Source organism: Microbacterium schleiferi (genome assembly GCF_015565955.1).
Lineage (GTDB): Bacteria > Actinomycetota > Actinomycetes > Actinomycetales > Microbacteriaceae > Microbacterium > Microbacterium schleiferi_A.
Window position 1 is genome coordinate 2344459 of record NZ_CP064760.1, and the last position, 22306, is coordinate 2366764.

A 22306-nucleotide genomic window follows, 5' to 3' on the forward strand; every position below is an offset into this window, starting at 1 on the left:
ACATTCCCCAGACCGACCACCTTCTCGAGCTCGTCGAGATGCGCGGCATCCCGAGCATCACGATCTCACTCCCGTCCTCTCCGGTGCCGGCCGACCACGAGCGCATCCGCATCCAGCTCCGCGGCCTCATCGACGACGCCGACCGGCAGGCACAGGATGCCGGCATCGACCGACCCGAGCGCGAGCAAGCCCTCGCGCGACTTCGGGCGGTCCTCGACGATGACGATTTCTGGACACACCAGTCGCGCTCTGTCGTGCTTCTGGCCTCGCCCGAACGCATCCACGCCTTCCGCCTGGCCAACCGGCTCACCGCACGAGCAACGGTCTCGGACCGATTCGACACGGGGCCGCTTCTTCGGGCCGTGACCTTCCCGCGGCGCGCGTTCATCGTTCAGATCTCCCGCGGCGGCGCGCGGCTGACCGAATTCGGCGCCGATCACGGACTCACCGAACACGACCTCCCGCTGCCGAGCGATCATCAGCTGATCCTCACGGAAGCCGACAACGGCGGACAGGCTGACTTCCCGCGGCCGCAGGGTGCGACGGGCGACAGGTTGGAGCGAGAGCGGTATTGCCGCGTCGTGCAGGACGAGGTCGCGCGAATCGTTCCGCGCGACGTTCCCGTCATCCTCTGTGCGGCAACGGACCTCGACCCCACCTACGCACGGTGAACACGCATCCGACCCTGCTCGAGTCCGGAATCGACGCGCATCCGGATTCGCTGGACGATGAGGCGCTCGAGGAGAAGGCGCGCAGCATCCTCGATGACTATGAAGAGGGCCTCCTCGCAGCATGGCGTGAGCGTTTCGGAACGCTCCGCGCCCAGGGACTGGCGACCGACAGTCTCGACGACGTCGCGGTTGCAGCGGCAAACGCCGCCATCGACGAGTTGCTCTTCGACATGGACTCCAGCGCGGAGGGCACGATCGACGATCGCGGCCGCGTCGAGCGGGCCACCGCGCCGGGCGCGGAGTCGACGGTGCTCGTCGACGAGATCGCTGCGCGAGTTCTGCGCACCGGAGGAACGGTTCGCGCCGCGCGCCACGACGAGATGGTCGAGGGCTCTCCGGTTGCCGCGACGCTGCGATTCCCACTGGAGCAGATGGCCACCTGAGGTCACCCGTCCCGGCGCCGTGTGAGGATGTGGGCATGGCACGCACGCCGACGCAGTCGCTCAGCCCCGCCGACCAGGTACGGCGGCGCGGGCTGCGCCAGATGAAGTCGGTTGCGCTGGGAGCTCTGCTCGTGATGGCAGCCCTGTTCCTCGTCGGCTTCGTCGGCCAACAGCAGGTGCCCGCGCTGGCATACCTTCGCGCGGCGGCAGAAGGTGGGATGGTCGGTGCGCTCGCGGACTGGTTCGCGGTGACCGCGCTGTTTCGGCATCCGATGGGGATCCCGATCCCCCACACCGCGATCATTCCGCGCCGCAAGGACGAGATCGGGCAGTCGCTGGGTGAGTTCGTCGAGACGAATTTCCTCGCCTCGGACGTCGTGCGCACCAAGCTCGAGTCGACCTCGATCGCCTCGCGCCTGGGCGCATGGCTGAGCGAACCCGATCACGCCGAGCGCATCGGATCCGAAGCGGCGGCGATGGGGTCCGGCATCCTTCGGGCACTCAGCGACGACGATGCCCAGGAGGTCATCACCGCCCTCGCGCGCGAGCACCTGATCGTGCCGGAGTGGTCTCCCGCGATCGGCGAATGGCTCGGCCGCATCGTCGATGCCGACGCTCACCGCACAGCGGTGGACCTGGCCGCCGAGAACATCGACGAGTGGCTTACTCACAACCGGGATGCGTTCACGGGACTCGTTTCGGGGCGCCTCCCCTCCTGGGTGCCGAGCATCGCGGCGCGTCTTGTGGACGAGACCGTCTACTCCGAGGCCGTCACCTTCGTGCGAGCGGTCCGCGAGAATCCGGAGCATCCGGCCCGCACGGCGATCACTGGCTACCTCACGCGCTTGTCGGAGAGCATGCAGCACGACCCGCAGACGATCGGCCGGTTCGAGGATGCCAAGCTCGCCGTCTTCGACAGTCCCCGCGTGCGCGAACTCGCCACACAGGCCTGGGGAACCGCCAAGTCAGGACTCCTCGTCGCACTGAACGACCCGCGCAGTGGCCTGCGAACCCGAATCGACGACGCCCTCCGCGATGTCGGGGCGCGTCTGGCTCGAGATCCGGAGCTGCAGCGCCGGGTGGACTCGTGGGTCACCGATGCGGCGGTCTTCCTCGTCGACCGCTACCGGCACGACATCGCGTCGCTCATCACCGACACCGTCGAGCGCTGGGATCCTGCCGAAACCACGGAGAAGATCGAGCTCATGGTCGGGCGTGATCTGCAGTACATCCGGTTGAACGGCACAATCGTCGGAGCCCTGGCCGGCCTGACCATCTACACGATCGCGCACGCCATCTTCGGATGAGTCCGCCGGGACCGGCGGGGCGGATCAGACGACGCTGATGACGGTTCCGCCCGTCAGATCGATCAGTTGAGGAAAGGTCAGGGGAAAGACGGTGTGGGGAGTTCCTGCCGCGGCCCAGATCTCCGGGAAGGCGGCGAGGTCTTCATCGATGATCGTCACGAGCGGCGCCGGATGCCCGGTGGGGCGACGCCACCGATCGCCTGACCCGTCGCTTGCCGCACCTGTTCCGGCGTCGCGCGGGTGATCGAGGTTCGCCCCAGTCGCCCGGCCAACGCGGCGGTGTCGACACGGTGCGCTCCGCTGGTCATCACGAGCAGCGGTTCGCCATCGGACCAGAAAACGAGACTGTTGGCGATCGCCCCGACCTCGATCCCCAACGCCTGCGCGGCCAGCGCCGCGGTGGAGGCGGCATCCGGGAGCACGACGATGTCGCCGGGAATGCCCGCTGCGCGAATCGCGTCGTGGACGAGGCGGCTGCGGGCCGGAAGGTGCGCGGTCATGGTTCGAGCCTACGACCAGCCCGTCACCGTGGCGGAACCGGCGTTCTGCCACCACGATAGAGGGATGGTCATCGCGTTCGGGGTTGTGCTGCTGCTTGCCATCCTCATCTCTGGGATCGCACACCGGACGGTGCTCTCGACAGCCGTGCTGTTCCTGATCGCGGGGTTTCTGCTCGGCGAGGGGATGCTCGGCGCCATCCCGTTGGCGGCCGGGGATCCCGCCGTCAGCCAGATCGCGCAGCTGGCCCTGTTCATCGTGCTGTTCACGGACGGACAACGCATTGCGTTGCGGGACCTGCGCACCGCGTGGCGCCTGCCGGGGCGCGCGCTGCTGCTCGGGATGCCACTCACCTTCATCATCACCGCCGTCCTGGGACTCCTGCTGCTGGGCGTGCCGTGGATCGAAGCTCTCCTCATCGCCGCCGTCCTCGCACCGACAGATCCTGTTCTGTCCTCCGCGATCGTCGGACGGGAGGAGATCCCGTGGCGGATCCGCCACCTCCTGAGCGTCGAGTCTGGGCTCAACGACGGGCTCGCTCTGCCTGCGGTGCTGGTGTTCCTCGCGATCGTGGACGGGACGAACACCGACTATGGGGCCCTCACGCTGGAGCTCATCGGCGGAATCGCGCTCGGTGTCGCCGTTCCGCTGCTGGTTAATCTGCTGATTCGGATCCACTTCCTGCGGGCGACACCGCTGTATGCGGCGCTGACCCCGGTAGCGATCGCGTGCATCATCTTCGGCGTGAGCTCGCTCACCGGCGCGAACCTCTACCTCGCGGCGTTCTCCGCCGGCATCACGATCGCCACCGCGATGCCCGAGGTCCGCGACGCGTTCATCGAGTTCGGCGACTACGCGGCAGAACTCGTGAAGCTCCTCGCTCTGTTCGTCTTCGGCGCGCTGATCTCGCCGGCCCTGCTTGCCGACGTCAACGGCTGGGGATACCTCTTCGCGGTACTCACCCTCGTGGTCGCCCGGCCGGTGGCCGTGGAGACTGCCCTACTCGGGAGCAAGCTGCCCTGGGAGGAACGAGCCACAGCCGCTTGGTTCGGCCCCAAGGGATTCGCGTCAGTGCTCTACGGACTCCTGGTTCTGGAGGGGGTCATCCGGACTCCGCGCACCTGTTCCACATCATCGTCGTGGCGATCTCGTTCTCGATCATCGCTCACTCATCCACCGACGTTCCGATCGCGCGGTGGTTCGCCCGCCGCGAGGCACGAGAACGCGCCCAGAGAGCGGCATCGAGCGCCGAGGCGGGCGGGCGCTCCTGACCCGGTGATCCCCCGTCCGGATATCCTGTGCGGATGAGCTTCTTCGGCGGCGGTTCGGGCGATGACAAGAACAAGATCACGCCCGCGCGCATCACGATCTGGGTCGTCGTCGCGGGAGTCGGTGTCTACCTCGTCGTCTCGGGCTTGATCGGCATCCTCTCCGGCGGGAGCTGACACGCGAACGGATGCGGCGCCGGGCGCGCACGGCATCCGTAGGCTTACCGCGTGGACGTCTGGCTCGCAGCACTCAGTGGCCTGATCGGCGGCGGCGCTCTGTTCGTCGGCGCGGGTATCGCGTGGTTCGTGAAAGTGCCCCGGCTGGTCGTCATGGCCATCATGGCGTTCGGTGCCGGGGTGCTGATCTCGACGCTTGCCTTCGAGCTCGTCGCCGAGGCCGCCGACGGCGGCGGCCTCGTGCCGACCACCGGCGGCTTCCTCGCCGGTGCGGTCATCTATGTCGTCGCGGATTGGCTCGTGTCCCGGCCGAGTTCAGCTCACGAGTCCTCGCGCAACATCGCCAAGCGTCGCGGCAACGGAAAGGCCGCACTCTCGGGTGGTGGTGCGGCGATCGCGATCGGATCGCTCATCGATGGAATCCCCGAATCGGTGGTGATGGGCCTTTCCGTGCTGCAGTCGGGCGGTATCAGCATCCCGATCGTCGCTGCCATCGCGATCAGCAATATCCCCGAGGGACTCTCGTCAACAGCGGCCTTCAAGCAGGACGGGAGCCGCGGTCGTACTGTCGCACTGCTGTGGGGTGGAATCACCGCAGCATCCGTCGTCGCCGCTGTGATCGGTTACCTGGCCCTCCAGGGCGCACCACCCGAACTCGTCGCGGTCATCACGAGTGTGGCAGCGGGAGCGCTCCTCGCCATGGTCGCGAACACCATGATCCCCGAAGCCTTCGAGCGCCTGCACCTGCTCACGGGCATCTGGACGACGCTCGGCTTCCTGCTCGCCTTCGTGATGCACGAACTGGGCTGATCTCGCCCCGTTCGCCCTCGAGGCGGGTGCCGGTCAGCCCTTGCCGCCCGGCGGGCCGATGACAAGCAGGCTCACGTACAGCACGACGACAGCTGCCGCGATGAGGAGGCCGAGAGCCCACGGGCGGCGCAGGAACCAGCGCAGCGCACGGTCATACCAGGCACGATCGCGCGGATCATCGGTCTGCTCGAGACGCCAGTTTCCGACGAGTGATCCGCGCCGGTGCAGCCAGATCTCGGTCGGAATCGTCGCGTACGGCACCACCGCACTCACAAGCCCGACGATCGTCGGCCAGGCCCGCCACCTGTTGTTGAGGGCGACGAGAATCACTGTCGCGCCGTACGACAGAAAGATGAACCCGTGGATGCCGCCGCCGATGGTTACCGCCAGGGCGAGATCCGCGTCGACGGCACGGGTGATGAGCGCCGCAATGAGGAGAGTCCAGGAGATTGCTTCGAGGATCGCGAGGGTACGAAACAGCGACAGCGGAGTACGGAACACACCTTCAGTATATCTGAAGGATCACCGCCGGGCGGCCAGCCGTGGGAAGCGACCCCGCCGCCCCGAGATTGCGGTTCATGACGGTTCGGGTCGAACGATGACACCCCGGTGCTCTTCGTGACGACGCGGTTGGGAGCCTCGCGCGAACGCCGCCACGATGGTCGGCATGTCTGTAACCGCGCTCGACCGTTCCGTCGCTCTCCCCGCCGACGTCGACCAGCCCGCACCTCGGGGTGGAGCCGTCGATCTGGTCGAGGTCGGTCGCGCCTTCTCCGGCACCGGCGGCCGTCGCGATGTGCTGCGCGACCTCACGGTGCAGATCCGCGCCGGTGAGATCCTCGCCGTCGTCGGCCCGTCAGGATGCGGCAAGTCGACCCTGCTGCGCGTGATCGGCGGCCTCGACCGGCCAACCGCGGGAGCGGTCACCGTTGCGGGCCAGCCCGTTGTCGACACCGACGCCCGCACCGCCATCGCGTTTCAGGAGCCGCGCCTGTTGCCCTGGCGCACCCTCGCGCAGAATGTGGAGCTCGGCCTGCCCCAGGGCACCGGCCGTCGCGCGGGTCGGGCGCGCGTGGCCGAGCTCCTCGAGCTGGTCGGTCTCACCGCATCCGCTGACCTGAACCCGCGCCAGGTGTCGGGAGGCATGGCGCAACGCGCGTCTCTGGCCCGCGCCCTCGCCCGCGGCCCCGAAGTACTGCTCCTGGACGAACCCTTCGGCGCGCTCGATGCCCTTACGAGACTCCGAATGCAGGACCTCCTGCTGCAGGTGCATGCCGTCGAGCCGACCACTGTCGTCCTCGTGACCCACGACGTCGAGGAGGCTCTCTTCCTGGCCGACCGCGTGCTGCTGCTGCGGACGCTGACGCCGGAGGATGGCTCCAGTTCGGTCGCACGCATCCTCACCGCGCCGGGCGAGCGCCCCCGCGACCGCGCCGAGGCAGCGTTCGCCGACCTGCGCGCCGACCTTCTCACCGGCCTCGGGGTCGATACGCATCACGCTTCCCCGCTCTGACCTCACTCCTCACGCACCGCAGCATCCACGACTCGCACCGACATCACTGGAGACACTCATGCCTTCGCGCACCACTCTCGGCATCCGTGCCGGCCTTGCCCTCCTGACCACCGCAGCCCTCGCCCTCGGGACCACCGGATGCCTCGCCGGCGAGAACGCCTCGGCAGCCCCCGCGGCACCCGGCGACACCGCCTGGTCGTCCGACACCCTCACCGTGGACTTCGCGACCTACAACCCGCTGAGCCTCATCATCCGCGAGCAGGGACTGATCGAAGAGGCACTCGGCGACAGCGTCACCGTGGAGTGGGTGCAGTCGGCCGGCTCCAACAAGGCGAACGAGTTCCTGCGCGCAGGATCGATCGACTTCGGCTCGACCGCCGGCTCTGCCGCGCTTCTGGCCCGCGCGAACGGTTCGCCCATCCAGGTGATCGACATCTACTCCCAGCCGGAGTGGTCGGCGATCGTCGTTCCCGCCGACAGCCCGATCAACTCCGTCCAGGACCTCGTCGGCTCGTCGATCGCGGCAACCGCCGGAACCGACCCTTACTTCTTCCTGCTCCAGGCACTCGAGGCCGAGGGGGTAGCCATCGACGACCTCGAGGTGCAGAACCTGCAGCACGCCGATGGACGCGCGGCGATGGATGCCGGCTCGGTTGACGCCTGGGCGGGCCTGGATCCGATCATGGCCGCCGCCGAGGTCGAGTCCGGTGCGCGCCTGATTTACCGCAACGTCGACTTCAACTCGTACGGGTTCCTCAACGCCACCGAGCAGTTCCTCACCGAGCACGCTGACCTCGCTCAGGTCGTGGTGGATGCCTACGAGCAGGCGCGCGTGTGGGCTCTCGAACACCCGGACGAGACTGCCGCGCTCCTGGCCGAGGTAGCGGGAATCGACCCCGACGTCGCCGCCACCGTCATCCAGGAACGCTCAAACCTCGATGTGAGCGGCATCCCGGGAGATGCGCAACTCGCGGTGCTCGAGAAGATCGCGCCCGTCCTCGTCGCCTCGGATGCCGTCCAAGGTGCGCAGGCAGAGATCGACAGAGCTCTCGCGACGATCCTCAACCCCACCTTCGCCGAGAAGGCGACGCAGGGCCGATGAGCGCCGTGACCACCGCCCGGGGCACCGAGCGTCTGCGCGACGCCGCCGACCCGGCGCCACGCACCCTGGGGGATCGCCGGCCCGCCCGGATCGTCGGGGGCATCATCCTGCCGCTGGTGATTCTCGGCGTGTGGCAGGCCGTGACCGTCTCGGGACTCGTCCCGCCCTACCGGCTGCCACCGCCAGCGACGGTCGTCGATGCCGCCATCCAGCTCGCGCAGAGCGGTGACCTCTGGATTCACATCGCGATCTCGCTCCAACGCGTGCTGCTCGGGTTCGCGGTCGGCTCTGTCATCGGTCTCGCGGTTGCCGCGATCGTCGGTCTCACCCGTGCCGGCGACATCCTGCTCAGTCCGTCGCTCGCAGCGCTCCGCGCCGTCCCCTCGCTCGCCCTGGTTCCCCTCCTTCTGCTGTGGATGGGAATCGGCGAGGACTCCAAGGTGACACTCATCGCGATCGGCGCCTTTTTCCCCGTCTTCACCACCGTCAGTGCGGCGCTTCGCCAGGTCGACCCCCACGCCGTCGAGATGGCACGGTCGTTCAGCCTGCGCGGGTTCGCTCTCTTCCGTGCCGTGCAACTGCCAGCGGTCGTGCCGTCGATCATGTCGGGTCTGCGGCTCGCGCTCGCGCAGGCGTGGCTCTTCCTCGTCGCCGCCGAACTCCTGGCCGCCGCAATGGGCCTCGGCTTCCTGCTCACCGACTCGCAGTCGACCGGTCGCGTCGACCGCATCCTGCTCGCGATCGTGCTGCTCGCCATTCTCGGCACCGTCACGAACGGACTTCTGAGCCTTGCCCAGAAGCTCCTCTTGCGGAGGTGGATGTAGCGCGCTGGCTCTGGTCGACTCGTCGGCCCTGTGTCAGACTTTCCGCATATCGTAACGAGCCGACTGCGTACTCGCCCGCCGTGAGATATCGGCTATTCGAACTGCTCCCAGTCGGGGCATCCGGTCGTCTCAAAGGTGACCATCTCGGGGACGTCCGTCAGGAAGGCGTAGGAGCCCTGATTCTCGAACGACACACCGCCGTCGGCATCCAGTATCGCCCAGGTGCATCCCGCCGGCTGCTCGTCCGGCTCGCCGTGCAACTGGTATCCGCCGTAGGGGAGATCGACACCGATTGCGTAGCGGCCCGTTCCCGAGACAGTCACGAATGACGATGCAGCATCCTGGTCGGATGACGCGGCATCCGATTCGGATGACTGCACGGTGCCGGAGTCGGTCTCAGACGAGACTGCTGCATCCTGCTCCGAGGGTGTCGTTGCGGCGCACCCCACGACGGTGACGCCAAGCATCACGATCACGGCGACGGAATGAAGCGTACGCAACGACATAGGTCCCCCTCGGCTATCGGACTCCTGGGGAGCACGGTACCGAGCTTCGTTGAGTTCGCCCATAGCGGTTCCGTCGTATTCGCGAGCGACAGCAGCCGTGTGAAACCCGGCTCGGTCCTCTCCCAGCTAGCATGACGCCATGAGTCGCGCCGAACGCGCGGATCGGGCTCTGCGTTACTTGATGAGCGCCGCGGATCCCACCCTACGTAGCGAGCCACGGGCAGATGCCTTCGGCCACGCGATCACAGCCCTGCAAGCGATCTCCGACGGTGAGATCCAGATCGCCGTCGACAACGCGGCCATGGCGCTCACGCAGGCCCGAGATCCAGAGGCACTCGACCTCGCGCGCGCCGTTGCCGGACTAACGCTGGCTCATCTCCCGGACGTAACGCCACCCCCGCGACTGACGGACCCGCTCACCGGCGGCGATGTCCTCGACGCCGCCAGCGCGGAACCCCGAGACCCTAGATCGTCGGTTGGCATCGCTTCCGCTTTCCTGCTCGCCGAAGCCGCTCTCGCGTGCGCACGAGTAGAGCTCGCTTCTCACCTGCTCACGCACCGACGCCCGCCGGTCGAGTTGTTCGGGAGCACACGTCATCCGTTTCTGACATTCATGCGACTCACCGCCATACGTGTGGCGGCCTTCCGTGGCGAGATCGTCGAGGCGGAGCGGCTGATCGAGGACGCCATCACGGGAGCCTCCACGCCGAGCGCCCGGATGCTGGCTGCGGGAACAGCCGCCCTGGTCCACGGCAACGCGGGAGCTCGCCGGGAGACCCTCGAGATCATCGACCTCCTGCAGTCCGGGCAGGCGCGGCCCGTCGATCTCGTCACGCGCGGAGGCTTCGTCCTCATTGCATACGGCGCCTGGGCACTCGGGGACCGGGCGGCTGCATCACGCCTCATGCTCGACGCTGGCGGCGGTCCCGGCCTCGAGCAGCTGCGCATCATCGACCGAGTCCTTGGATTGGAGATTCTCGCGAGCTCCGCCGCGACCGACGCCGATGCGACTGCTGCTGCAGCATGGCTCGCCCGGGCCACCCCCCTCGAGCATCATCCGATCGCGAGGTCGACGGTAGCCCGCATTCGCGCACTGGTCGCACTCCTCAGCGACGACGCCTCCACCGCCGCGATGTTTGCCGCGCGCGCACGCGAGAATGCGCAGGCCGAAGGGCGAACCTTTGAGGATACCGAGGCAGCTATTCTCCTGGCCCGCGCGCGGATCGGAGTGCACGAGCGGGGCCCCGCCGCGCGGGATCTCGCAGAAGTTGCGCACCGCGCTCGAATCGCCGGCCATGTCTCTGCCGTGAACGCTGCATCCCGGGAGCTACGCGGGATCGGACGCCGCCTCCCGCCGAGGACTGCAAGCGGCTGGTCGGGTCTGTCACCGCGCGAGCGCGAGGTCGCCGTCCTCATCGCGGAGGGCGCGGTCAACGCCGAGATCGCTGCGGCACTGTTCGTCTCGGAGCACACCGTGCGGATGCACGTGTCTCGAGTACTGCACGCATTCGGAGTCTCTAGTCGACTCGGCGTCGCGAAGGCGTTGGCGCCAGCAGCCGCGACCCGCGCGCCGCTCACGGCCCGGCAGTCCGAGATCGTCGCGTTGATCGTCGAGGGACTGGGCAATCAGCTCATCGCCGACCGGCTGGGCATCGGCGTCAGCACAGTCGAGAAGCATGTCGCCGCCGTGATGCGCCGCTGGGGTGTCCGATCGCGAGCAGGAATCGTCCACATCGCCGGTGGGCCGCCCGGCGAACTCGCGGGCTGACCCGGAGAGGCTCCACCTCAACGCACGTCGCGGCGCATCCGCAACCGAGCTGCGAAGCGGGCGAGGACTCCGCCGAGCGCGAGGGCGGCGGCGAGCGCCGCGATACTCGCTGGCGCTGCATCCATCCCGGTCTCAGCAAGCTCGGACGTCCCGGAGAGCGAGGGGTCAGTCGGCGCGGCTGGGGAAACGGGAGCGGAGGCGGACGGGACAGCGGGAGCAACAACCGTGGCGGATCCCGGGGTGATGGTCATTGCGTAGCTGCGGAACCCCGCGACCGTCGCAGAGCCTCCGCTCGAGACGAAGCAGTTCAGGTAGAGAGCGACGGTGTCGCCGATCACGAGCCCGTACGAAGCGGGAGTACCAAGACCTGCACCGGATCCGGTGGGCACAGGAAGACTCGCAACTGTGTCCACGGCGACGTCGTGCGGGTCGTAGAGGGTGATGGAGGCCGATGCGAAGACAGACGGCGCGATCGGGGTGCCACAGTCGTAGGACGGGGCAAGCGGCTCATCCAAGGCCACAGTGGCGGGCCCACCGATGGATGCACCCAGATCGGGATACATTGCGAAGGAGTATGCCGCACCGATCGAAGACCCGCCCTGAAGGCAATCGAGGGTTACAGCGAGACCCAGACCGGGCGCGGCACCTGTGAAGTAGGGTCCCACTCCACTGAAAGCGCCTGTGCCGTCGAGAATCACCGGGACGACCACCGGGGAGGATCCGACATCCCAGCGCAGTTCCGCTGCGTCGCTGCCGGGGAGGCACTCGCCGGCAAAGGTAATGCCCCGAGGTTCTCGGCGGTCTCGTCGCCCGGGCTGATTGTGAGGACCGCCGGGTCCGTAAAGGCGACAGCAGGGGTCGTCGTGGCGACCGTCGCTCCGGTGAGAACCGTCATCACCACAACTGCGGCAACGCGCCGGGAGCTTCGTTCAGACATGCTTCCCTTCCCGCGACCGGACCGGCCGCATCAGAAGAGTAGGAGCGAATCAGTTCCCTTCGATATGGCGGTCCCGGCGTATTCGGGCGATGGGGACCTTCCCCCGGTTGTCTGCCGCTCCTATGCGCATGCCAATACCGGGTGGACCGGTGTTTCGAGGTCCGCGTGCAGGTCTCCCGCACAACGCACCCAGTACCGAGAGCCGGTGATTCTGTGCGGCGCCCGGTCACGCTGGGACGTGCGTGCAGCTACGGCTTCGGGCATCCGTCAAAGCCCGCGCACCTCGCCCTGCTGCGCCGGGCGTCTCCTCGTCGAGACCACACCGGTGTCGACGGGTTCGCGATGTCAATACTTGGCGGAAACCTGCGCCGCGAGATGATGGATGGCCCAGTCCCCCACGTACTCGAGCTCTACCACGCGCTGCGCACGAACTCACGATCGCGCCGAGCCTCGTGCGGCGGAACGGTCGCGCCTGAGAGCTCGACATCGACATGGCACGCTCAGGTCGCCCTACGTCAGATCTGCGTGCTGGCCCGTGTCGGGTAGCGCGAGAGCATCCGAGGCGAGCAAGGCCGCCACGGCGCTGTCAATGACCTCATCGACTCGCTCTTCGGGCAGGCGACCCGCGATCGCGAGCGTGGAGATGCCTTCGGAAACTGCTGCCACGAGGAAGGCGCCCGTCGACGGCTCCCCCGGCTCAGACACGCCGAGCGCTCGGGCCCCTTGGGAAAAGAACCTCCGGGCCGCCTCATGAACGCCCTCCGCGTCTTTCCCGACGCGCGAGAACATCAACTGGACCAGGCCAGGTCGCTCGGTCGCAAAGGTGACATAGCCGCGAAGGTACGCGCGCAGGCGTCGAGCGGGAGTCGGCTGTTGAAGCACCTCCACAAGCAAGGTCGACAGTTCGTCGAAGCCACGCGCTGCCATCTCGCCAAGAAGCTCGTCTCGGTCACCAAAGTGACGATGGGGCGCACCGTGGCTCACGTTCGTGCGGCGCGCCAGCTCTCTCAGGGTGACCGCCTCGACGCCGTCATCGTCCAGAAGCTTCATGCCTTCGGTGACGAGCGCTTCGCGAAGATTCCCGTGGTGATAGCCGCCGCTCACCCGCTCATGCTAGGCGACGTAGCCATTGACAACAATGTAGGCGCCGCCTACATTGGCAGACATGGACTGGAAATGGACGGACCGCGGGGCTCTGGCTGGCCGCGTCATCATCGTGACGGGCGGGTCGAGCGGTATCGGACAGGCCGTAGCCGAACGACTCACACAAGCTGGAGCGCACGTGACGATCGCGGCGCGCGATATCGTCCGAGCCCGCGATGTCGCACGCGAGCTCGGACCGAATGCGCACGCCCGCGACCTCGACCTCGCCGACCTGGCGTCTGTTCGACGCTTCGCCGCAGAGTGGGAGGGTGAGGTCGACATCCTCATCAACAACGCCGGGATCTACTCGCGGGAGCTACAGGTCACGCCCGCGGGGTACGAACTCGACTTCGCAACGAACCACCTGGGCCATTTCGCACTGACGAACCTTCTCCTGCCCCATATCACGGGGCGGGTCGTCACGGTCGCCTCGCAAGCGGAACGCGGGTCACGGATCGACCTCGATGACCCCGCATGGACGCGTCGTCGGTACTCGCCTTCACGGGCCTACAACGACTCCAAGCTGGCGAACATCCTCTTCGCGTCAGAACTTCACCGCCGGCTCCACGCAGCCGGATCTCCGGTGCTCTCGGTGGCCGCCCACCCCGGGTTTGTGCGCACTCCGATCTACGACGGAGGCCACCGACAAGGCTGGGCAGAACGCCAGCTCGTCCGGATTGCTCAGTCTCCCGATGAGGGCGCGCTGCCGCTGCTGTTCGCCGCGACCGAGAGCATCCCCGGCGACAGCTTCATCGGACCGCAGCACGCCCTGCATATGCGCGGCGGCGCGCAGCCAATCGGTCGGTCGGCGAGAGCGCAGAACACAGAGCTCGCCGCGCGCCTGTGGGAACTGTCTGAGCGAGCCACACGCGTATCGCTGAAGCTCACCCAGGGATAGGTTCCACCCCAGCTCGCGGGAACAGAAGAACTACCTGAGTGGGCACGGTCGGGTGCTCTCAGGATACGGATGTGGTGGACCTGAGGGGATTCGAACCCCTGACCTCTTCATTGCGAACGAAGCGCGCTACCAACTGCGCCACAGGCCCGTGAACCCAGTAACACTATCACGCAGCCACCGACGGGCTGAATCGCGGTGGGGCTATGCGCTGGCCGCGCGACGACTCAGCAGGTCGCGAACATGCGCCTCGATCTCGGCGTCGTCGACATAGCCCATCCGCGCAAAGTCGACCCCGGCGCCGGCGCGGCGGATGCCGACGTCCGGGCGCGTTCGCGGTCGGCGCGCACGCGGTCGATCGTCGGTGGCGCGACCGCCTCTGCGCGCTGGCGCAGCGCCTCATCACGCGCGGCCTGGCGCAGAGCTTCTCGCGCAGCGACACCGTCGAGGGTCGCGGCAGCGCGGGATCCGGATGCCGCGGTCAGCGGCTTGGGAAGCTCACGAGGCGCCCACTGGCGCGAAACGGGAAGGGCGACATCCTGCACGACCGGCGCTGCCCGCGCTGGCTCTGCAACGGACACCTGGGAACGTGCGGAGCCGCGCGATGCGACCCGCGCCATCTGCACGAGCATCGTGGCGCACACGGCGAGGATCCCGGCAGACCACCACAGCATGGTCTGCGAACCGGTTGTCGCCAAGAGCCACGCTCCCCATCCGAGGAACACGATCGCGACCACTCCGACGAGGGTGGTCAGCAACCGTGCGCGGCGACGGGCACGAGCGCGACGAGCCGCGGGGATCGATCTGGCCGCAACGAGTTCCTCGCGCGCCTGCTCCACGGCAGCGTGCTCGCGTTCGGCAGCTGCAAGCTTCGCGAGACGCTCGCGCTCGGCAAGCGCTCGCTTCGCCTCACGCTGTTGCGCCTGAGCAGTGCGGGTGTTCAACTCGAGCCGCACCTCATCGGGCGTCTCGCTCGTCTCGGCCAGCACGCGAAGCGCCTGGTTGAGGCGGACCGCGTTACGCTCAGCCGCGTCATACTGGCGGCGCTCGTACCACGAGGGCACCAGATACACGAGCCACAACAGCACCGAGACGGCGACGATCACTCCGCCGCCCAGCACTTGTCCGTCCATGATCCATACGGTATGCGACGGATCCTCGCTTGCCCCGCAGACACGTCGTGCGGCGAGGCGGATCCGTAGCGAGCGAGCGCTAGATCGGCATCCGATCCTCCGGAGGCACGGTCGCGGCACCCGCCGGGACCCGGCCGGAGGCCCACCGCTGCAGCACGCCCTCGGGAACGTCCTCGCGCACGAGCGCGAACGCGTAGTGATCGCGCCAATCCCCGTCGATATGGATGTAGCGGCGCCGATACCCCTCGTAGCGGAAGCCGAGCTTCTCGACGATGCGCAAGCTCGCGCGATTCTCGGGGCGGATGCAGATCTCGACGCGGTGGAGGTTAAGCTCGCGGAAGCAGATGTCGGTAGCGAGCGCGACAGAGATCGGCGTGATGTTGCGGCCGGCGAACTTCTCGGCGATCCAGTACCCGATCGTCGCCGACGCGAGCGATCCGCGAGCGATCCCCCACACGTTGAGCTGGCCCGTGACCTCGCCGTCGTACTCCATGACGTAGGGCACGCCCGAGCCCTCGCGGTGCTGCTGCAGCAGGCGACGGATGCTCAGTCTCATGTCGAACGAGACCGGGCCGTCGGGGCTCGTCGCTTCCCACCGGCGCAACCACGAGCGGTTGTCCAGCAGAAGCTGCTGCAGCACGCGCGCATCGCGCGCACGCACTAGCCGGATCGATACCGGGCCGTGCTGAAAGGGTGACGTCAGATCCACGTGACCCCTCCGACCCGGGCGGCGCTTACAGGGTCGCCGCGAACTCCTTCAACCAGGGCTTCAGCTCGGCGCCGATATCCTCACGGTCCGAAGCGAGCTGAACGATGGCCTTGATGTAGTCCACCTTATCGCCGGTGTCGTAGCGACGCCCGCGGAAAATGACGCCCCGTACACCGGGACCGTTCGGGTCCTTCGCAAGCTCCTCGAGAGCATCCGTGAGTTGGATTTCGCCGCCCTTGCCCGGCTGGGTGTGCTCGAGCACGTCGAACACGGTCGGCGCCAACACGTACCGCCCGATGATCGCGAGGTTCGAGGGAGCGTCCTCCTTGGACGGCTTCTCAACCAGGCCACCGACGGTGACGACATCCGGATCGTCCGTCGGCTCGGCGACAGCGCAGCCGTACAGGTGGATCTGCTCGGGGTCGACCTCCATGAGAGCCACGATCGCCGCGCCCGTGCGACGGTGCTCATCGAGCATCTTGGTCAGCAGCGGGTCGCGCTCATCGATCAGATCGTCGCCGAGCAGCACAGCAAAGGGGTGGGTACCGACGTGCGACTTCGCGCGAAGGACCGCGTGTCCGAGGCCCTTGGGCTCGCCCTGACGCACCATGTGAACCTCGGCGAGGTCCGAGGAATGCTCGACAGCCGCAAGCTTCTTGCCGTCGCCCTTTTCGCGCAGCTTCTCTTCGAGCTCGGGAACCGAGTCGAAGTGGTTGGCGATGTTGTTCTTGTTGCGTCCGATGATGATCAGGACATCCTGGATGCCGGCGCTCGCCGCTTCTTCCACGACGTACTGGATCGCCGGCTTGTCAACGACCGGCAGCATCTCTTTGGGCATGGCTTTGGTGGCAGGAAGGAAGCGGGTGCCGAGGCCCGCTGCGGGGATCACTGCCTTGAAGGGAAGATCAGACATGGCCTCACTCTACCGAGAGGCTATGAACGCGATGTGACGGATGGCCAACCGCCGTCACCCCTTGACATCCGGATGCCGAAGCCTGCCTGCGCACGTGAGCAGCCTAGAATCTACGCATGTCCGATGCGATCGCCGATGCCAAGCGTGCGATGCGCGCGGACCTCCGAGAGCGTCGGCAGACGATCTCCGAACCCGCCCGGGAAGCCGCCGCGGACGGCATCCGTACCCAGCTCGACGCTCTCGTCGACCGGCTCGGCGCAACGTCCCTCTCGTGCTTCCTGTCGACGACGACCGAGCCCGGCACACGCGAGTTCGTCAATGCCGCGATCGACCGAGGCCTGCGGGTTCTGCTTCCCATTACCCGCGCCGACGGACTGCTCGACTGGACGGTCGCCGAGCGCGATGGCAGCGAGATCGAGGGGCTGTTCGGCATGCCGGAACCGACCGGCGAACTGCTCGGCCCGATCGCTGTCAACGATGTCGATCTCATGATCATCCCCGCCGCAGCCGTCGACACGACCGGCATGCGGCTCGGCTGGGGACGCGGCTACTTCGACAAGACGATCGGCTCGATGGAACGCTGCCCACCCGTCTACGCGGTGATCTTCGACGACGAACTCGTGCCGGAGGTTCCCCGAGACCTCCACGACCAGCCGGTGGCGGGCGTCGTCACTCCCACCCGCATCGTCGACCTGCATCCTGACCAGAGCTGACCCCCTCGCACCGACCGAAAGACCACCCATGCCCACGTACGCCTACGCCTGCCGCCAGTGCGGCCACCGATTCGAAACCGTCCAGTCGTTCTCGGATGCCTCGCTGACCGAGTGTCCGGAGTGCGGCGGTCCGCTGCGCAAGGAGTACGGTTCCATCGGCGTGACCTTCAACGGGTCGGGCTTCTACCGCACCGACTCTCGCGCCGGCGCGAGTTCGGGCGCGAAGGACTCCGGTTCCAAGGACTCCGGTTCCAAGGACTCCGGTTCCAAGGACTCCGGTTCCAAGGACTCCGGTTCCAAGAGCTCGAGTTCGTCATCCACCTCCTCCAGCAGCACCACCTCAACCACGAGCGCCGGCTGACGCCGCCAACCTGCGACTGAAGGGACAACCATGATCAAGGGATTCCGGGAGTTCATCCTCCGCGGCAACGTCATCGACCTCGCGGTAGCCGTCGTCATCGGCGCTGCCTTCACCACCATCGTCAACACGCTTGTCGCTTCGTTCATCAACCCGCTCATCGGCCTCTTCTTCGCCGCCGACAGCCTCAATGAGGCGCTGGCGGTTCCGGTTCCCACGCTCGGCGGGGGCACGGTGACCTTCGCCTTCGGTGCGATCATCGGCGCCGTCATCAACTTCCTCGCGGTCGCGGTGGTCGTCTACTTCGTGTTCGTCATGCCGATGAACAGGCTCAAGGAACGCGCCGCGGCCCGCGAACAGTTGCCGCCCGAGCCCGAGCCGATGCCGAGCGAGGCCGAGATTCTCATCCAGATCCGCGACCTGTTGCAGAAGCAGAACGACACGGCCCCGCCGAAGCCCTAGCACGGATGAGGCCCCGCTGCCCGCTGCGTAAGTCCGCTCCCGCGAGCCCACAGCAATCCGCGCGAACCCACGGGACCGACCAACCCAAATATGTGGGCTCGCCGCCGAACGCGTGGGTTCGGCGCTCCGGTCGTCGGGGCGAGGTCAGTAGTGCGGGGGGACGTCGGCACGCAGACGGTCGTCGTTCGGGCCCGTGGGGGATGACGGCGGCGTCGATGGTGCGTCGGCGTCGGCATCCGGGGATTCGGGGGCCACATCCGTCCCCGGAGCGGGAGTCAGGCGTGCGCGGCGGGATCCGGGAACGCGCTCGACGCGCTGGCGCTCATCAGGCGACGACATCGATCGGCTGCGTGTCACCCTCGGCCACGGGTGCTTCCGTGGTCACCCCGAGGATTCCGGCGATGCGCTGCGCGACGCCGCCGGGGTCGCTGTACAGATCGAACGAGTGCACGCGGACGTAGTGCCAGCCCAGGCGCCGCAGGATCTGCGGGCGCAGGCGCAACGACTCCCGCAGCGACCCGCCGATCGTTTCGGGGTCGCTCTCAGCAACCACGGCCTTGCCCTGGTGGTGGGCGACAAGCGGGAGCAGGCCACGGTAGTTCACCTCGACAGCCACGCCCAGGCGTCGCAGCTCCTTCGCGAGCGAGAGCATCAACGGATCGCCGTCATCCTCCTGCCGCGACACCCGAGCACGCCGTTCGACATCCCCGAGGATCGACATGAGGGATGCTGCACCGTGAGCCAAACGACGGTCATCGACAGCGCCGGGACGGATGCATGACACGATGACCATCGAGCGGCGGGCACGGGTCATTCCGACGGTCAGGAGCCGCTCACCATCGGCGGTCGACAGGTCACCGAAGTCGCTGAGAACCCGTCCGTGGCGAGTGAGGCCGAAGCCCAACGAGAAGATGACCCGGTCACGGCTCTCGGCCACCGACTCCTCGAGAGTGAGCACCGAGAACGGCTCGGCGGAGTCGCGCGCGACGAAGTCCGCGACATCCGACCTCCCGGCGAATGCACGGTCAACGGCAGCACGGATGCGGGCAGCATGCTTCGCGCTGGCCGTGATGACCATGAGCGACTCGGACCCGCGGTTGACGGCGTGCTCGACGACGAGCGTCACGACACGGGCGACCTCGGCATCCGGGCTCTCGACGGCGCCGGACTCGGGATCGGGAACACCGATTCCGCCCTCGACGTAGTCGACCGAGAGGCTCCCCCGCCCGAGGTAGGACCCCGCCCAGGGCAGAGAGACGATCTCGCCGCCGTAGAACGCTCCGTTGACGAGCTCCGCGAGATCCTCGCCGCCGGCGCGATAGCTGCGTGTGAGCGTCTCAACGGGCAAAATCTCGGCGAGACGTTCGAAGACGCTCGCGTCGTCGAACGGCTCCTCGGGCTCGTCCTCACCGCTCGGCGTACCCGCGGCAACGCGGAATGCCGTCGGCTTCTGGGTTACGGGATCGCCGAGCGCCACGATCTGCCGGCCGCGGCGAATCGCGGGCGACGCCTCGGCCAGGCTCAGGGATGCAGCATCCGAGATGATCACGACATCGAAGACGAGGTCATCCGGGATCGCGGGCACTTCGTACGGAGAGGCGAGCCAGACCGGCGCGAGAGAGCGCATGAGTGTCGGCGCCGTCGAGATCACATGGCGCGGCGAGGTGCGGCCATCGCGCAGAGCCTGCTTGAGCGCGGTGGCTTCGTGGGGTTCGTCGACGATCCCCACACGCCACTGCGTAGCCAGCTGCGCAGCCAGGAGCTGCCCGGATGCCGCCGCGTGCGCTTCGTCAACCAGACGGAAGTCGCGCTCCAGGCGGTCAACAACGGCGGTGTTGGCTCCCAGGAGCGCCCGGTCACTGCGCAGCAGGTGCTCCAGCGCCGACTGCCACCACGCGTACTCCAGCTCACCGGCGACCTGCTGTTCGGGCACGTGCCGCACCGAGAGGTCGAGCAGCAGCGGCTCGAGTCCGAGGGCTGCGAGCTCGCTGCGGAGGCTCGCGCGCTCCATGAGGTTCTCGAAGACCTCCGACTCGGCCGCGAGCCCTGCGAGGGTGCGGACGAGGGTCTTCACCGGAAGCGCAGACAGCGCCTGCGAGCCCGATCGCCGGAGGACGGCATCCAGCTCGCTAAGCTCGGCGTCCACCCGTTGCCAGGCCACCGCGACGTCGGCAAGACCGAGGGGGATGTCGGGAACGACGTTCGCGTCGACATACCGCTGCCACTGCTGACGCTGCTTCTGGATGCGAAGGAGCGCTTCGTACATGTCGCCGACGTGCACTCCGGGGCGCACGTACTCGCGCGACAGACGGCGGAGCCGGCGACGGTCGGCGCCACTGAGCGTCGAGGTGTCACGGCGCGGGGCGTGAGCCTGAATCAGGTCGCCGATGGGACGTTCGAACACCGTCGGGCTGAAGCGGTCCAGGGAGTCCCGGATGCCCTGCAGGAGCCGCAGGTACTCGCCGAGCTCGCCGATGCTCTCGAACGGGCGCATGTGCGTCTGCCCAAGCAGAACGTAGCCCCGCTCCAGCAGGTGAGGAAGGTCCATGCGGTGGAGCTTCCCCGCCAGGGCGTGCGCCGAACGCGCCTGCTCGGTCGTCGCAAAGCTCACGCCGTACCAGGGAGAGTCCGAGGGGCCGATCCGGAACTCGCCGAGCCGCGCCGCCGATGCCAGCTTTGCCGCGGCATCCTCTCGACCGCGCGCGAGGCGGACGAGGGTCTCGATATCGAGCCGCGCTGTCGTCGTGGGCGGGTCCTCTCGCTGCGCGAGTACCGACAGCTGGCGCAGGATGTCGAGCACCGACGTGCCCAGAGCGTCATGCCGGTCAGCCAGCGACGATCGGTAATCACGCAGAACCGTGCGCAGACGCACGAGCGCGTCATCGATCTCGGAGACCTTGGGGGCGACAGCCTTCTCGTTGCGCCCGATCGCGCGGACGAGATCGCGTTGCAGTTCGCTCGGCGACACGGCAAGACCCGGGAGCCCGACACCGGCCAGGCGGTGCCGAACCCCGTCGAGGGTCGAGCGGCGCGCACTGACGACGAGCACGCGACGTCCTTCGCGCACGAGTGCGCCCACGGCGTTGATGACAGTCTGGGTTCCGCCGGTTCCCGGCAGGGTGTGCACCACGACGGACTGGCCCGCGGTGACCCGAGCCAAGACGGCTTCCTGCTCAGCGTCGGCATCCAGCAACAGAGTGTCGGCAGCCGGCACACGCTCGTCAGGACCGGGCGTCACGGGAACCGGGCGACGCAGCGTGACGGTCTCGCGATCCGCGGGGTGGCCGGCGAGCGCGTTCAAGACCGGGTGGTCCAGGTGCGCGGCGTCACGGACCATGGCCGAGCCGACGTCCACGAACGTCGAGACCACAAGCCGTGGCTTGACCACAAACGACGGGATCTGCGCCATGAGCGCGCGCAGGTGATCGATGACCGGCTGCGGCTTGAAGACGCCCTGATCGTAGGCGAGACCCGACAGGGCGTCGCCGTCGAGTTCGATGCCGAAATGCATCCGCATCGCGCGCAGCAGTTCGGGATTGACCTGGAAGCTGCCGTGGAGCTTCAGTTCGAAGTCGGTGTGATGACGACGGATCGCCAGCGGGCGCAGCAGAACAGGGGCGATGCACTCCAGCCCACCGATTCGCCACGACGCGATCCCGACCGCCAGGCGCACCGCATCGATACCTCGGGCCGTGCGCAACTCGACGTTCTTCGTCGTGATCCGCTCGGCGGCGCGACGGGCAGTGCCGAGGGCCACCTCGTCGCGGAACAGGCCCGACAAGAGCGTCGAGCGCCCCGTGATGAACTGCGGAAGACTCCCCGGGTGCGCCTTCGTGATCTCGATCCCGGAATCCGGTGTGTCAGAGAAGTGCAGCAGTGCCGAGCGGCCGCCGAGGTCCGCCGCCTGCGTGCGCAACCTCTGGCGCTCCTCTTCGGCGATGTGCACGATCGTCGCGTCCGTGTCGGCGAGACTCAGATCCGCGGGGTCCACCGACACCGCACGCATCGCACCATCAGCGCCAAGGATGACGCCACCTTCTGCTCGCACCACACGGTCAGACTAGGTTGCGCTCTGGGTACCCCCCGGTAACGCCCCACGAGTGTTGCAGTATTGCGCGACACGCCGAGTCCGTCAGGGCTTCCTCCCCCGCTGCCC

General features: G+C 67.7%; 22 protein-coding genes, 1 tRNA gene and 2 pseudogenes. 14 read left to right on the top strand and 11 right to left on the bottom strand.

All coding sequences use genetic code 11. The features are described from left to right. Window positions 1-38 precede the first annotated feature (38 nt). From IT882_RS11315 to IT882_RS11325, 3 genes and pseudogenes are all read left to right on the top strand, one after another. Window positions 39-712 (top strand): annotated as a pseudogene (locus tag IT882_RS11315) (hypothetical protein); the annotation flags it as partial. After that, window positions 701-1114, top strand: a complete 414-nt coding sequence (locus IT882_RS11320) for a hypothetical protein (RefSeq protein ID WP_229382398.1) — start codon at window positions 701-703, stop codon at window positions 1112-1114. The pseudogene IT882_RS11315 and the gene IT882_RS11320, both read left to right, overlap by 12 nt. Window positions 1115-1149: 35 nt before the next feature. Then, window positions 1150-2421, top strand: a complete 1272-nt coding sequence (locus IT882_RS11325; RefSeq protein ID WP_195691943.1) for a DUF445 domain-containing protein — start codon at window positions 1150-1152, stop codon at window positions 2419-2421. A 24-nt stretch (window positions 2422-2445) separates the two neighbouring features. On the opposite strand, the pseudogene IT882_RS11330 reads toward IT882_RS11325, so the two are convergent. Further along, window positions 2446-2921: pseudogene (locus tag IT882_RS11330) on the bottom strand (YbaK/EbsC family protein). On the opposite strand from IT882_RS11330, the gene IT882_RS11335 reads away from it, so the two are divergent. From IT882_RS11335 to IT882_RS11345, 3 genes are read left to right on the top strand one after another with little or no spacing between them, the layout of a single operon-like run. Next, window positions 2920-4227 carry a cation:proton antiporter gene (locus IT882_RS11335; RefSeq protein ID WP_229382084.1) on the top strand — a complete coding sequence of 436 codons (1308 nt, stop codon included), beginning with the start codon at window positions 2920-2922 and terminating at the stop codon, window positions 4225-4227. The pseudogene IT882_RS11330 and the gene IT882_RS11335 overlap by 2 nt on opposite strands. After that, the gene (locus IT882_RS11340) at window positions 4224-4364 is read left to right on the top strand and encodes a hypothetical protein (protein ID WP_195691944.1); all 141 of its coding nucleotides are present in this window, start codon (window positions 4224-4226) and stop codon (window positions 4362-4364) included. Before IT882_RS11335 ends, IT882_RS11340 begins: the two co-directional genes overlap by 4 nt. 51 nt (window positions 4365-4415) lie before the next feature. Beyond that, complete coding sequence (locus tag IT882_RS11345) at window positions 4416-5174, top strand: ZIP family metal transporter (RefSeq protein WP_195691945.1); 759 nt, start codon at window positions 4416-4418, stop codon at window positions 5172-5174. Window positions 5175-5207: 33 nt separating this feature from the next. Here the strand turns inward: IT882_RS11345 and IT882_RS11350 are convergent, their stop codons facing one another. Continuing rightward, on the bottom strand, window positions 5208-5675 hold the full coding sequence (locus tag IT882_RS11350; RefSeq protein WP_195691946.1) for a DUF3817 domain-containing protein: 468 nt from the start codon (window positions 5673-5675) through the stop codon (window positions 5208-5210). Between the two features lie 166 nt (window positions 5676-5841). Between IT882_RS11350 and IT882_RS11355 the strand changes: the two genes are divergently transcribed. The 3 genes from IT882_RS11355 to IT882_RS11365 are packed head-to-tail and all read left to right on the top strand — an operon-like array spanning window position 5842 to window position 8613. Further along, window positions 5842-6687, top strand: a complete 846-nt coding sequence (locus IT882_RS11355) for an ABC transporter ATP-binding protein (RefSeq protein ID WP_195691947.1) — start codon at window positions 5842-5844, stop codon at window positions 6685-6687. Between the two features lie 58 nt (window positions 6688-6745). After that, a complete protein-coding gene (locus IT882_RS11360; protein WP_195691948.1) occupies window positions 6746-7789 on the top strand; it encodes an aliphatic sulfonate ABC transporter substrate-binding protein in 1044 nt (347 codons plus the stop codon). Continuing rightward, window positions 7786-8613, top strand: coding sequence for an ABC transporter permease (locus IT882_RS11365; RefSeq protein WP_195691949.1), 828 nt, complete (start codon window positions 7786-7788; stop codon window positions 8611-8613). The genes IT882_RS11360 and IT882_RS11365 overlap by 4 nt, the downstream gene beginning before the upstream one ends. A 92-nt stretch (window positions 8614-8705) precedes the next feature. Here IT882_RS11365 and IT882_RS11370 read toward each other — a convergent pair whose 3' ends face one another. Next, a complete protein-coding gene (locus tag IT882_RS11370) occupies window positions 8706-9089 on the bottom strand; it encodes a hypothetical protein (RefSeq protein ID WP_195691950.1) in 384 nt (127 codons plus the stop codon). 169 nt (window positions 9090-9258) lie between these two features. Between IT882_RS11370 and IT882_RS11375 the strand changes: the two genes are divergently transcribed. Beyond that, window positions 9259-10887 carry a helix-turn-helix transcriptional regulator gene (locus tag IT882_RS11375; protein WP_195691951.1) on the top strand — a complete coding sequence of 543 codons (1629 nt, stop codon included), beginning with the start codon at window positions 9259-9261 and terminating at the stop codon, window positions 10885-10887. 17 nt (window positions 10888-10904) lie between these two features. Here the strand turns inward: IT882_RS11375 and IT882_RS11380 are convergent, their stop codons facing one another. Both IT882_RS11380 and IT882_RS11385 read right to left on the bottom strand, forming a co-directional pair. Further along, window positions 10905-11402: a hypothetical protein gene (locus tag IT882_RS11380; RefSeq protein ID WP_195691952.1), complete on the bottom strand. Its 498-nt coding sequence runs from the start codon at window positions 11400-11402 to the stop codon at window positions 10905-10907. Between the two features lie 932 nt (window positions 11403-12334). Then, on the bottom strand, window positions 12335-12928 hold the full coding sequence (locus IT882_RS11385) for a TetR/AcrR family transcriptional regulator (RefSeq protein WP_195691953.1): 594 nt from the start codon (window positions 12926-12928) through the stop codon (window positions 12335-12337). A gap of 61 nt (window positions 12929-12989) precedes the next feature. On the opposite strand from IT882_RS11385, the gene IT882_RS11390 reads away from it, so the two are divergent. Next, on the top strand, window positions 12990-13865 hold the full coding sequence (locus IT882_RS11390) for an SDR family NAD(P)-dependent oxidoreductase (RefSeq protein ID WP_195691954.1): 876 nt from the start codon (window positions 12990-12992) through the stop codon (window positions 13863-13865). Between the two features lie 72 nt (window positions 13866-13937). On the opposite strand, the gene IT882_RS11395 is transcribed toward IT882_RS11390, so the two are convergent. From IT882_RS11395 to galU, 4 genes are all read right to left on the bottom strand, one after another. Then, window positions 13938-14013, bottom strand: a tRNA-Ala gene (locus tag IT882_RS11395). A gap of 76 nt (window positions 14014-14089) precedes the next feature. Beyond that, entirely contained in the window at window positions 14090-14995 is a 906-nt protein-coding gene (locus IT882_RS11400) for a large exoprotein (RefSeq protein WP_229382085.1), read from the bottom strand. A 79-nt stretch (window positions 14996-15074) separates the two neighbouring features. Further along, window positions 15075-15704, bottom strand: coding sequence for a GNAT family N-acetyltransferase (locus tag IT882_RS11405; protein WP_195691955.1), 630 nt, complete (start codon window positions 15702-15704; stop codon window positions 15075-15077). Between the two features lie 25 nt (window positions 15705-15729). Next, the gene (galU, locus tag IT882_RS11410) at window positions 15730-16617 is read right to left on the bottom strand and encodes a UTP--glucose-1-phosphate uridylyltransferase GalU (protein WP_195691956.1); all 888 of its coding nucleotides are present in this window, start codon (window positions 16615-16617) and stop codon (window positions 15730-15732) included. A gap of 116 nt (window positions 16618-16733) precedes the next feature. Between galU and IT882_RS11415 the strand changes: the two genes are divergently transcribed. The 3 genes from IT882_RS11415 to mscL are packed head-to-tail and all read left to right on the top strand — an operon-like array spanning window position 16734 to window position 18150. Further along, window positions 16734-17330, top strand: a complete 597-nt coding sequence (locus IT882_RS11415) for a 5-formyltetrahydrofolate cyclo-ligase (protein ID WP_195691957.1) — start codon at window positions 16734-16736, stop codon at window positions 17328-17330. 28 nt (window positions 17331-17358) lie between these two features. After that, window positions 17359-17691, top strand: coding sequence for an FmdB family zinc ribbon protein (locus tag IT882_RS11420; RefSeq protein ID WP_195691958.1), 333 nt, complete (start codon window positions 17359-17361; stop codon window positions 17689-17691). Window positions 17692-17721: 30 nt separating this feature from the next. Next, window positions 17722-18150: a large conductance mechanosensitive channel protein MscL gene (gene mscL / locus IT882_RS11425; RefSeq protein WP_195691959.1), complete on the top strand. Its 429-nt coding sequence runs from the start codon at window positions 17722-17724 to the stop codon at window positions 18148-18150. 144 nt (window positions 18151-18294) lie between these two features. Here mscL and IT882_RS11430 read toward each other — a convergent pair whose 3' ends face one another. Together IT882_RS11430 and IT882_RS11435 are read right to left on the bottom strand one after the other, a co-directional pair. Beyond that, window positions 18295-18489, bottom strand: a complete 195-nt coding sequence (locus IT882_RS11430) for a hypothetical protein (RefSeq protein ID WP_195691960.1) — start codon at window positions 18487-18489, stop codon at window positions 18295-18297. Further along, window positions 18476-22156: an AAA family ATPase gene (locus IT882_RS11435; protein WP_195694329.1), complete on the bottom strand. Its 3681-nt coding sequence runs from the start codon at window positions 22154-22156 to the stop codon at window positions 18476-18478. The genes IT882_RS11430 and IT882_RS11435 overlap by 14 nt, the downstream gene beginning before the upstream one ends. Window positions 22157-22306 lie beyond the last annotated feature (150 nt).